The following is a 12466-nucleotide window of genomic DNA, read 5'->3' on the forward strand; positions in this document are numbered from 1 at the left end:
TTTATTAATTTATTTGAATATCTGATTTGTTTGGCATCAACATTCCCAAAACAGCTCCCAATATTGCTGGAACTAGCCATGATAATCCCCATGAAGCTAAAGGCAAATATTCCACTACATGGGTAAAATATGTCCATATTTTAAATCTATATAATAATTCTAGTGTACTTACTATTAAAGTTGCATATATCGCATGTCTATAAATATTCTTATTTGGCTTGTCACCTAAAATTATAGTTAATAAAATCATGACTATTACAACTGGATACATGAATACAAGTATTGGTTCTGAGAAAGCAATTATAGATTCTACTCCTCTTATGGACATAATGGCACTAAATATAGTAGTTGCTATTACTATAGCCTCATATTTTAGTTTTCCATTACTTATCTTATTGAAATATTGTCCCACTGTGGCAGTAAGTCCTATAGTAGTAGTTAAACAAGCTAAAGACACTACTATTCCAAGACCTATTTTACCAAAACTTTCTAAAGAATTATTTGCTATATTTACTATCAAATCTACCTTCTCTATATCCTTTGAAAATAATGAGCCTCCGGTAGCTCCTAAGTATCCCAATCCTCCATAAACAATAGTTAATCCTATCACTGCTACTAAACCAGCTTTTCTAGTCATGTTCATTTGCTCTTTCTCATCATCATATCCATTTTGAATTAAGGAGGTAGTTATTATTCCGCCAAATAGTATGGAGGCTAGAGCATCCATGGTTTGATATCCGCTAATAAATCCCTCAGAAAAAGGTCTTGCAAAGCTTTCTGCCACAGGTACACCCATAGGATCAAAAAGACCCTTGATTATAATTAGACCTAATAATATAAGTAAGGCTGGTGTTAAAATCTTTCCTATCTTATCAATTACTTCATTGGGCTTTATAACTAATAATAAGGTTATCCCAAAATAAAGTATAGAAAATATTGTAGAATTGCCATTAGGCATAATGGGTAAAACTCCTATTTCAAAAGCAGTCGCTCCAGTCCTCGGAATTGCTAATAAGGGACCTATAGCCAAAACAACTGTTATTCCCAGAAACTTACTAAATAAAGGTGAAACTCTTCTTCCTAGTTTATCTACATCTCCTCCTGCTTTAGCAGAAGCTATTATTCCCAAAAGAGGCAGGCCAATCCCTGTAATAAAAAAACCAAACATAGACCAATTCCATTTTTGGCCTGCCAGCAGCCCTAAAAATGGAGGGAAAATTAAGTTTCCTGCTCCAAAAAACATGGAAAACAAAGCTGCTCCTAAAATAAATGCATCATTTTTCTTTTTCTTCACAACAACACCTCTCTATATTTTAAAAATTATTTAAATTGTACCATAAGTCTGAAAATTGTTCAACTATTCTTATAAATTTAGTGTTGTTATATATATCCTTCTAATCCTCTAATAGATATTTCTCCTGAATAAATATTTTCAACAACTCCACCATCAAATTCTACGACCAAATGCCCTTCTTCATTTATGTCTAATGCCTTTCCTACTCTTACTTCATCTCCTCTGATTATTCTAATGTCTTTACCTATTAATGCAGAATTTGCTTTACATATATCTATTGCTTCAGATATAGAGTCTTTATCTATAAAGTCTTTATATATTTTCTCAAACTCATTAAGAATATTGGCAAATAATTCTTTTCTATCTATTTCTTTGTCTTCAATTATCTTAATAGATGTAGCTTTACCTTTTAACTCTTCAGGTATATCACTTTCATCAAGATTAACATTTATACCTATCCCCATAATTACATAATTAATCATATTTAATTCAGCACTCATCTCTGTCAATATCCCACAAATCTTTTTTCCATCTATTAATACATCATTTGGCCACTTTATCTGAGATTTTATATTCATATTAGATAAGGCTTTATATACTGTTGCTGCACCTAATAAGGTTATCTTAGCTACCTTCATTGGATCTACTTTAGGTTTTAGAATTATACTCATCCATATACCCTTTCCCTTTGGAGATATCCAATGTCTTCCTAATCTGCCTTTTCCTTCTTCTTGTTGCTCCGCCACTATAACAGTACCTTCTTTTTCCCCAAAAGCTATTTCCTTGGCTTTTCTATTTGTAGAATTTATCGAATTAAAATAGTATATATTTCTTCCTATAAAATCAGTATCTAAATATTCTGCCACTTCTTCATATGTGAGTATATCTGGAAAAGACATTATTCTATAACCTTTTCTAGGAATAGATTCTATAATATATCCATCTTCCTTCAACATATTTATGTATTTCCATATGGCAGCACGAGTCATATGAAACTCCTTAGACATTTCTTCTCCAGATATAAAATCTTCACTGTCCTTTAGTATCTTTAGAATTTTATTTTTCAATTTATCACCCCTTAAATCCAATGCACAATGCACAGTTCACAATTCGCAATGTATGATTCATGACTATATCTAAAAGGATACTTCCAGAATTTTAGGTTCATATAAATTGCTAGGAGAAATCTCCTAGCAATTTATATCTTCAATACATCCTTCATGCTATATAGTCTTGGTTCTTTTCCAATAATAAATTTAGCTGCTTCTATGGCACCACTAGCAAAGACTTTTCTATCATAAGCCTCGTGAACAATTTTTATGGATTCTAATTCATTTATAAAGTTTGCTTCATGGTATCCAACTATATTTCCACCTCTTATGGCATGAATACCTATCTCACCTTTTTCTCTCGGACATTCACCAAGTCTTCCATATTGGTGAGGCCTCACTTCTCCTAGACCTCTTTCTATAGATTCTACTATGGTTACAGCACTACCTGATGGTGCATCTTTTTTTCTATTATGATGTGCTTCTATTATTTCAATATCAGTCTTATCTCCTAATATTGCAGCAGTTTGTTCCACCAATACAAATAAAAGATTCATTCCTAATGACATATTAGTTGCATGAAGAATTGGAATTTTAGTAGAGGCTCTCTTTATCTTTTGATTTTGTTCTTCACTATATCCTGTAGTACCTATTATAATTGGTAATCTTCTATCTAATCCAATTTGAAGTACCCTATCTAATGAGGATTCATGAGTAAAGTCTAGCATTACGTCAAATTTAATATCATCTGCTGGCATAGGAATCGTCCTACATAAACCATATACATTAGTCCAATAAGAATCCTGTATTGCTAATTCTTTAATTGCTTTCCCCATTTTGCCATTTATCCCATTGATTAATAAATTCATATTAACCTCCTAAATGATATTTAATTTCCTCATTTCTTCTGCTAGTTTATTTCTATTTATTTCCTCCATAGGTGTTAAAGGTAATCTTAGTTCATTCTCAATATAATTCATTTCTACTAAAGCCGCTTTAACCGGTATAGGATTTACTTCACAGAATAATAAATCTATGAATCTCTTATATTTTAACTGAAGCCTTAATGCTTCTTCCACATCCCCATTCATGAATGCTTCACACATATGCTGCATTTCTTTAGGGATAACATTAGATGCTACAGAAATAACTCCATGACCACCGCAGGCATATATAGGTATTACCTGATCATCATTTCCTGAGTAAATCATAAAATCTTCTGGAACTAATCTTTTTATCTCTAGTATCTGTGAAATATTGCCACTAGCTTCTTTAACTCCTATAACATTTTCCACCTTTGACATTGCTACAACCACATCTGGAGGTATATTCACTGCTGTTCTGCCAGGTACATTATATAATATAACTGGTAACTTTGTAGCATTAGCTACTGCTGTAAAATGGGCTATCATCCCTTTATTCGTACATTTATTATAATAAGGCGTAACAATTAGTATTCCATCAGCACCTAATTCTTCTGCCTGTTTAGTATATTTAACTGCAACATCAGTACAATTAGAACCAGTACCTACTATAATTGGAATCCTCTTAGCATTTTTTTCTATTGCTGTACGAATAACTTCTTCCCTTTCTTCATAGCTAAGTGTTGAAGCCTCACCTGTTGTACCTAATACTATTAAAGCTTGGGTTCCGTTTTCAATTTGAAAGTCAATTAGTCTTTCATAGCCATCCTTATCAAATTTTCCATTCTTAAATGGGGTAACTATAGCAACACCTGCTCCCTTAAACATTAACTATCCCTCCATTTTAATATTCTCTATTGCTTCTATAATTTGAACAGCATTAGTGGCTGCACCTTTTCTAAGGTTATCTGCCACTACCCAAAGAGATAACCCCTTTGGATTATAAAGATCTTTTCTTATTCTCCCTACATAGGTAAAATCTGTATTTGCTGCTTCTATAGGTGTAGGGTATCTATTCATCTCCGGGTCATCATCTACTATTATACCTTGAGATTCTTCTAATATTTCTTTAATGCTATTTATATCTACTTCTTCTTTTAGCTCCAGATAAATTGATTCACTATGACCATAAAAAACTGGAATTCTAACTGCTGTAGGATTAATTTCTATTGAATCATCTTCCAGAATCTTATGTGTTTCATGTACCATTTTTAATTCCTCTTTTGTAAATCCATTATCATTAAATACGTCTATGTGAGGTATACAGTTTCCAGCTATTTTTCTTGGATATACTTTATTTGGATATTCTTCATCCCTTATTTGGTTTTGTAATTCATCTATAGCTTTGTATCCACTTCCAGACACTGCTTGATAAGTAGATACTACAATCCTTTTTATACCATATTTCCTATATAAAGGCGCTATAGCTACTATCATTTGAGTAGTAGAGCAATTTGGATTAGCTATTATTCCTCTATATCCCTTAGGACATGGGAGTTTACTTCTGGTATTACTAAAGGTATATTCCTAACCATTCTAAAATGTGATGAATTATCTATTACCATATTACCTGCATCTCTAGCTATTGGTGCAAATTTTTCTGATATACTTCCACCTGCTGCAAATAATAGATAGTCGTACTTTTCCTTCATAACATCTTCTGTGAGAAGTTCTACTGTAATTTCTTTATTATACTTATCTAGTCTAATAATTTTTCCTGATGATTTTTCAGATGCAAAAAGTCTTAGATTCGATACAGGTAAATTTCTTTCCATAATCACTTCAATCATCTTTCGCCCTACTGCACCTGTAGCTCCTACAATTCCAATAGTTAAACCCATGTTATATCACTCCTATTCTTGGGTAATTAATAGATATATTATATATCTTCTGACCTATCTAAACAAGAAATTCTTCAGTTATTGTCATACTGTTATTATATGAGAAAGCTGTTAAATATTAACTCGTATTTCTGATTATTTAGATATATAATATAATATATTATATCAAATATATACTATTTGGGGGTGGTCTATTTGTTTAGCAAAAGATTTAATATTTTATGGATTATAGTTCTACTAATTTTCATTTCTCCCACTAGTTTTGCAGATACTAGTATGAGTATTACTAGGTGGATAGTTGATTCTACTTTGAGTGATAACGGTGATTTATTTATTTCTGAAGATATTACTTTTGACTTTGAAGATAAATTTAATGGTGTATATCGTGATATCGTTATTAATGGCACAGAAGGCATTGAAAACTTAGAAGTCTATGAGATGGTACAGGGAATTGAAGTTCCATATTCTCTTGTAGGATCTGCTAAAAAAGGAGACAAAGCTGTATTTACACAAACAGAGGAAAAAAACACCTTGAAACTAATGATATTCTCACCTTCTAAAAATGAAATGAAGACATTTCGTATCAAATACACAGTTAAAAATGTAGCTGTTAATCATATAGATACTGGAGAATTATATTATAAGTTTTTAGGGAGTGAGAACTCTACTCCTATTGAATTTTTTACTGCCAGTATTAGGTTGCCAGATAAGAATAAAGAAAGCACTAAGATATTCGCTCATGGCCCTCTTAATGGAAGTATAAATTTTATAGAGGATGACTTAATAAAATTAGAAGTATCTGATGTCCCTACAAATACCTTTGTAGAAGCAAGAATATTATTTCCAAATTCATTTATAAGTCAAAGTACTAATAAAGGAAATAGAACTCTTGATAATATAATGGATCAGGAATTAGCTTTGATTAGATCGGCAGAAGAAAAAGCTATATCAAAAGCCAGAAATAAAAGTATTTTTAACAATATTGCCCTTATAGTATCGGGTTTAATTGTGGCTTTAGCTGGATTTATCTTTAATAAATTGAGACGAAATGTTGATATATATGATTCATTGAATAGTAAGTATCCTGAGGATGTTACACCTGCTGAGCTTAGAATGCTTATGGTTTCCGTTATTGATTCTAGGGCCTTAATGACAACGATCTTTGATTCTGCAAGAAAAGGATATATCAATATAGAAGAAATTGAAAGCTCAAATAAGAAGAAAAAAGACTTTTTATTTTCAAAGACCATTAGACCAAGAAAGGACTTATTGTCTCATGAAGAATTCCTCTTTGATTGGTTATTTAATACTATTGGAAATGGCAATGTAGTTTCTACAAGAGATATAGAACAATATAGAAAAAAATCATTTGATAAATTCAATCGAGATTTTAATTCATGGCAGAAAAAGGTTAGCTCAGATTTGAAAAATAGGGATTATTATGATCCCAGCAGTAAGAAATGGGCATTTGTAACTTTAACTATAAGTATAATATCCTTTATTGTGGGAATTATTGCTATGGTCTTTGAAGCATTCTATGGCGGAGTTTTACTTATATTGTCAATCTCACTCTTCGTATATAGCATATTTATATTTTACAGGAAATCAGATAAAGGATATATCCAATATCAACTATGGAAGGATTTCAAGAAAAATCTAGATTATCAAGGAATAACCCTAGAAGATTACAATATAAATATAACTACAGATAAGATTTTAATCTATGCCTTAGCTCTAGGACTGCCTATGAAGTCAATAGATAGATTTAGAGAAAGAATGCCAGAGTCACATACATCAGCCCACTGGTCTTACTGGTATTTTATGACAAATCGACATGGGGGCTCTAGTTTTGAAGATAGATTTAACTCATCATTTTATGGAAGTTCTGCAAGTTCTACTTCCAGCTCTGTTGGAGGTGGAGGCGGCTTCTCTGGAGGCGGTGGCGGTGGTGCTGGCGGAGGAGGAGCAGGAGGGTTTTAAAGACAGTGAAGAGTGAATAATTAATAGTTAAAAGGACCAGTTTTAGATTAATTAGTATATCTATAATACCTAATCTAGTAACTGGTCCTTTTATAAAGATTTATAAATTATTCACTATTAGTCATTCACTAATTCTTTCAATTCTCCAACTATCTTATAATCTGTAGCTTTTAATTCTTCCATATTTCTCTTACCTAGAAGCAGCATCACTATCTTCATTTTATGGATAGTTGCTTCTAAATAATTTCTTGCATTTTCATAACCTCCATGAAGCAGATATGATAGTATTTCCCCTGATATACCCGCCATATCTCCACCGACTACTAATGATTTTATAATGTCCATACCCGTTCTTATTCCACCACTAGCAATTAAGTTCAACTCCTGAGATAATTCTCTACATTTAATTAAAGCTAAGGCTGTAGGAATCCCCCATGAATAAAGGTCAGAAAAATCTATATTATTATATCTAATATTTTCGATTTCAATAAAATTAGTTCCACCGTAGCCAGATACATCTATATTTCTAACTCCAACGTTATATAGCTTTTCAGCCACTTCCTTTGATATACCGAATCCGACTTCTTTTACTATAACAGGTTTGCCTATACCTTTTACAATAGTTTCAATGTTTCTCAAAATTCCCCTAAAATCTCTATCTCCTTCAAGCATAACTACTTCTTGAGCAGGGTTCAAATGCAATTGTATTGCATCACCCCTTATCATGTCTAAAGCTCTTTTAACATCTTCTAAGGATGCCTGAGCATTAAGGTTGGCTATGACTATACCGTCATCTCCTATGGTTTGTCTAACTATTTCAAATGAATCCCTACATTCTTCTTCCTCACACAAAGCTATGGTTTGAGAGCCAACAGCCATTGGAATTTTAAATTCCTTAGCAATTAGTGACAAATCTCGATTTATTTCCCAGGAAAAGTCAGAACCTCCTGTCATTGCATTGATTATAATTGGATAATCTACAGTTTTCCCTAAAAAAACTGTTTTTGTGTCTATATCCTCAAAACTTAAATCTGGTAATGCATTATGTTGCAAAAATACGTCCTCTAATAACGTATCGCCTTTATAGGTTGTTCTTAGATAGTTCTCAACATGCTCTCTTTTCCTCTTTTTTCTCATATTTCCACCTCTATCTATTGACTTAATAAATAGTCTCCAAACATTTCTTGGACAATGGTTCTTGTCTCTTCTCTATTATATATCCAATAGTCAACTCCTGCAATCCTTTTACCATCTCCAGGAATTGTATTTGTTGTCATATTTTCCATATTGATTTTTTTAGCGGATAATGCACCTTTTGTAATAACTTTAAGTGGGATATTAGTCTCTACATAATCAAAATATGTTTCAATAAATTTTGGTATTTTTATTATGTTTTTAGGTTTTAGAGCTTGCTTAATTAGCTCCTTCATAAACATTTGCTGCGCTTTTATTCTTCCTATATCGCCTTCTTTATAACCAGACCTATATCTTAAAAAATCATGTGCTTCTTTTCCATATAGGGTTTGTACTCCTTTTTTTAAGTCTATATGAAGTGGTGGAATTCCAGGTGTCGTATCATCATATTTCATTCTTTGAGGTACATCTATTTCTACTCCACCTATTGCATCTACTATTTCCATTACTGCTCTATAATCAACTTTTACATAATAATCTACATCTATATTTAGAAAATCTCTTAGAGTTCTCATAGTAAGCTCTGGCCCTCCAAAGGCATGAGCATGATTGATTTTATCTTCTTTTCCTTTTATTAACACTCTCGTGTCTCTAGGTATAGATAGTAAATTTATATCTCCTGTATCAAAATTAACTTTGAAAAGCATCATAGTATCTGTCCTTGTACCCTTAGACTTTTTCACGTTCTCAGCATCTACACCCATCATTAAAAATAAGATTTCATTGTCGACTTTTGGCTCTACTACATTCTCATTACCTGGCTCTTCACCATCACCATCATCTACGGCTACTGTTGAATTCTTCCTTAGAAATACTTTTTCACCTAAAAAGGTGAATACTAAAGCAAAACATATAAATGATAATATAAATGATAGCACAAACTTCTTTTTCATCGTTACACCTCTAGTAATTAAATTATACATTAAATAATACTACATATGTCTACTAATTACAATTAAAAATATGACGAAATTAAGTTACAATTTAGATACAATGTCTATTTATGTAAAAAAAAGAGGCTATTTAGCCTCTTAAAATAATAAATGTCCTACTAATGCAATAATTGGTAATGTCACTAATGTTCTCTCAATAAATATAATAAATAACTCTCCAACATTTACAGGAATCTTGGAACCTAAGATAACAGCACCTACTTCTGATAAATATATAAGTTGAGTAACAGAAGTTCCTGCAATTACAAATCTAGTTAGCTCAGATTCTATACTAGCACCAATTACAGATGGTAAGAACATATCTGCAAAACCTATAATCATAGTTTGACTTGCTTCTACTGCAAAAGGTATGTTTAATAGTTTCAATATAGGGATAAATGGCATACCTAACAAAGTAAATACAGATGTAAACTCTGCTAAAATTGTTGCTATAGTTCCAAATGCCATGATTACTGGCATAACTCCTACCCACATCTCAAGGACATTATGGAGTCCACCTTTAATAAAACCACTAATATCTGTACTGTTTTTAGCCTTCTCAATAGCTTGATCAAGTCCCCATGTAAATGGAGTGTATCCTACAGGCAGGTTCTCCATATTATCTCTACTAGTATCTGTTAGATAATCATCTTTCTTCCATGATAGTGGAGGTATACGAGGTACTATAATAGCTGCAACTACTCCTGCAAAAGTAACTGCTAGATAATAAGGAACAAAGTGTTGTTCTAAACCAACTTCTGCTAATACTACTAAGGCAAAAGTAATAGATACTGCTGAGAATGTTGTAGCTATAACAGATGCTTCTCTAGTAGTATAATATCCTTCTTCGTACTGATTATTTGTGAGTAGAACACCTATAGTTCCATCACCTAACCAAGAAGTAATACAGTCAATTGAAGATCTTCCCGGGAGCTTGAATATTGGTCTCATAACTGGTGTAAGCATTGCTCCAACAAATTCCAGTAGTCCAAAATCCAATAATAAAGGAAGTAAAAATGCAGCAAAGAAAAATATAGTAAGTAGAGTTGTCAAAAGCCCATGTAACAACAAACCTCCTGTATTCTCATTCCATATCCATTCAGGTCCTATTTCAAAGTATGCCAAAATAACGAATATCATACCAACGATTCTAACTATGAACCAGAATATATTTACATTGAATAATCCCTTTAGATTCTTGGATTTCTCAATAAAGCTTGGTTTTGATACTTTATAAATTATGGTCATTATACCAGTAAAAGTAATGAGCAAAGTAATTATAGTTGGTAGTGCAGGTTCTAATATTGATGCGACAGTTTTAGATAATATTGCAACTGGAATCGTATATTCCCCTTGAAATTTTAAAGGAATCATAAATAGCATAATACCAATTAAAGATGGAAGTATAAACCGTGTATAATCTGCACCAGAATATTTTTTCTTAGTCTTATCAGACATAGAAATCCCCCTCTCATATTTTATTTATTTTTATCCCTTACTACCCTCCTTTCTTTATTATATTATCATAATATCACTAAACAACACTAATTTCAAGAAATCATATGAATATTTCAAATTTTCATTATTTTGGAATATATGACATAAAAATTTATATATCTCTTAATTATATAAGAAATCTTTACAAATATCTATAATAAAAACAAGATTTTATCTATAGCATTTTTTTTATTATAGATATTTTCTATTGGATTTGTTTATATTGGTATGATAGTCTATCCAAGTAGAATAGTGTTTAAATTTAAAAGAAAAGGAGAGATGCAAATGAAAGAAATTATTAAAAAATTACCAGTGCCAATTGTTGGTTTAATGTTAGCTTTGGCAGCCATGGGAAACTTAGTCTTATCATATGGAGAAATATACAGAAATATCTTTGGTGTATTATCGGCAATTATTTTAGTTTTAGTATTAGTTAAAATTATTATGTTCCCAAAAAGTGTTTCTGAAGCTATAGACAATCCAGTAGTTGCAAGTGTTTTCCCTACACTTTCTATGGGAATTATGCTTTTAGCAACATATCTTAAACCACTTGCTCCATCATTAGCATTTGGCATATGGATTATAGGGCTAGTATTACATGGAGTTCTAATTATTTATTTTACTAAAAAGTATTTATTTAATTTTGGAATTAAAAAAGTTTTCCCATCTTGGTTTATCGTTTATGTTGGAATAGTAGTTGGATCTGTAACTGCTCCTGCATTTGATAAAGCAAATATTGGACAAATTGTATTCTGGTTTGGTTTCATATCTTATTTTGCATTATTGCCAATAGTTCTTAAAAGAGTTTTTAAAGTTAAAGATATACCTGAACCTGCATTACCAACTCTAATAATTTTTGCTGCACCTGTTGCACTTTGCCTAGCAGGATATATGAATTCCTTCCAAGAAAAAAACATGTTTATTGTTTGGTTATTAGTTGCTTTATCTCAATTCTCATATTTATGTGTATTATTACAATTACCAAAGTTATTGAAACTAAAATTTTATCCATCTTACTCAGCTTTTACCTTCCCGTTAGTTATTAGCGCAATTTCTATTAAATTAACTAATGGATTTTTAGTTAAAATTGAGAAACCAATAGCTATATTAAAGTATGTTGTAAATTTTGAAGAATTAGTGGCTTTGGCAATTGTTATCTATGTATTAATTAGATATATAGGCTTTTTATTTGCTAGAACTGAAACAGCTAAATAATCTACTGTATTGATAATATTATATAAATAAATTTAAGGAGGCTTTTTATATGACTAAGGAAGAATTATTAGCAAAAGTTAAGGAAGAAGCAGAAGGATATTTTGCAAGAGGAGAGTTTTTCTGTTCAGAAGCAGTAGCTCAAACCATCAACAATTTGCTAGGAAATCCATATGATAACAATATTGTAAAAATGGCTTCAGGATTCCCAATTGGTATGGGAAAATCAGGCTGCCTATGTGGAGCAGTAAGTGGAGGGCAAATGGCTCTTGGTATGGCTTATGGCAGAGTTCATGGTGAACCAATGAAAGAAAAAATGTTTCCTATGGCAGCATCATTACATGATTTTATAAAAGATGAATATGGTTCAACTTGCTGTAGAGTTATTACTAGACAATGGGCTGGAGATAATTTCATGAGTCCTGAAAGAAAAAAACATTGTATTGAAATAACTGGAAAAGTTGCAGAATGGGTTGCAGCAAAATTAATAGAAGATGGCCAAGTAGAAGTTGCAGAAACGGCAGAATAAAAAACCACCTAATGG

Annotated in this window: 12 protein-coding genes; 3 read left to right on the forward strand and 9 right to left on the reverse strand. The window is 31.7% G+C overall.

The features are described from left to right. Nucleotides 1-4: 4 nt before the first annotated feature. From brnQ to CIW83_RS24965, 6 genes are all read right to left on the reverse strand, one after another. Nucleotides 5-1294, reverse strand: coding sequence for a branched-chain amino acid transport system II carrier protein (gene brnQ / locus CIW83_RS16350; protein ID WP_094903141.1), 1290 nt, complete (start codon nucleotides 1292-1294; stop codon nucleotides 5-7). Between the two features lie 86 nt (nucleotides 1295-1380). Next, nucleotides 1381-2361, reverse strand: coding sequence for a biotin--[acetyl-CoA-carboxylase] ligase (locus tag CIW83_RS16355; RefSeq protein ID WP_094903143.1), 981 nt, complete (start codon nucleotides 2359-2361; stop codon nucleotides 1381-1383). A 131-nt stretch (nucleotides 2362-2492) separates the two neighbouring features. Continuing rightward, nucleotides 2493-3212, reverse strand: coding sequence for a 4-hydroxy-tetrahydrodipicolinate reductase (gene dapB, locus CIW83_RS16360; protein ID WP_094903145.1), 720 nt, complete (start codon nucleotides 3210-3212; stop codon nucleotides 2493-2495). A gap of 9 nt (nucleotides 3213-3221) precedes the next feature. Then, entirely contained in the window at nucleotides 3222-4094 is an 873-nt protein-coding gene (dapA, locus tag CIW83_RS16365; protein ID WP_094903147.1) for a 4-hydroxy-tetrahydrodipicolinate synthase, read from the reverse strand. 3 nt (nucleotides 4095-4097) lie between these two features. Continuing rightward, nucleotides 4098-4703, reverse strand: a complete 606-nt coding sequence (locus CIW83_RS24960) for an aspartate-semialdehyde dehydrogenase (protein WP_235601376.1) — start codon at nucleotides 4701-4703, stop codon at nucleotides 4098-4100. Nucleotides 4704-4732: 29 nt separating this feature from the next. Continuing rightward, complete coding sequence (locus CIW83_RS24965) at nucleotides 4733-5107, reverse strand: hypothetical protein (RefSeq protein ID WP_235601377.1); 375 nt, start codon at nucleotides 5105-5107, stop codon at nucleotides 4733-4735. 195 nt (nucleotides 5108-5302) lie between these two features. Here CIW83_RS24965 and CIW83_RS16375 point away from each other — a divergent pair, with 195 nt between their 5' ends. Continuing rightward, on the forward strand, nucleotides 5303-7087 hold the full coding sequence (locus tag CIW83_RS16375) for a DUF2207 domain-containing protein (RefSeq protein WP_094903149.1): 1785 nt from the start codon (nucleotides 5303-5305) through the stop codon (nucleotides 7085-7087). A 117-nt stretch (nucleotides 7088-7204) separates the two neighbouring features. Here CIW83_RS16375 and fni read toward each other — a convergent pair whose 3' ends face one another. The 3 genes from fni to CIW83_RS16390 all read right to left on the reverse strand — a co-directional run bounded on the left by fni (nucleotide 7205) and on the right by CIW83_RS16390 (nucleotide 10671). Continuing rightward, entirely contained in the window at nucleotides 7205-8224 is a 1020-nt protein-coding gene (gene fni, locus CIW83_RS16380) for a type 2 isopentenyl-diphosphate Delta-isomerase (protein ID WP_094903151.1), read from the reverse strand. 14 nt (nucleotides 8225-8238) lie between these two features. Further along, entirely contained in the window at nucleotides 8239-9174 is a 936-nt protein-coding gene (locus tag CIW83_RS16385) for an LCP family protein (protein WP_094903153.1), read from the reverse strand. Between the two features lie 138 nt (nucleotides 9175-9312). Then, on the reverse strand, nucleotides 9313-10671 hold the full coding sequence (locus tag CIW83_RS16390) for a YjiH family protein (protein WP_094903155.1): 1359 nt from the start codon (nucleotides 10669-10671) through the stop codon (nucleotides 9313-9315). 324 nt (nucleotides 10672-10995) lie between these two features. On the opposite strand from CIW83_RS16390, the gene CIW83_RS16395 reads away from it, so the two are divergent. Both CIW83_RS16395 and CIW83_RS16400 read left to right on the forward strand, forming a co-directional pair. Further along, entirely contained in the window at nucleotides 10996-11925 is a 930-nt protein-coding gene (locus tag CIW83_RS16395; RefSeq protein ID WP_094903157.1) for a TDT family transporter, read from the forward strand. Between the two features lie 49 nt (nucleotides 11926-11974). Further along, nucleotides 11975-12451 (forward strand): C-GCAxxG-C-C family protein, encoded by a 477-nt coding sequence (locus CIW83_RS16400; protein WP_094903159.1) that lies wholly within the window; start codon nucleotides 11975-11977, stop codon nucleotides 12449-12451. Nucleotides 12452-12466 lie beyond the last annotated feature (15 nt).

This window comes from Tissierella sp. P1 (assembly GCF_002266425.1).
GTDB lineage: Bacteria > Bacillota > Clostridia > Tissierellales > Tissierellaceae > Tissierella > Tissierella carlieri.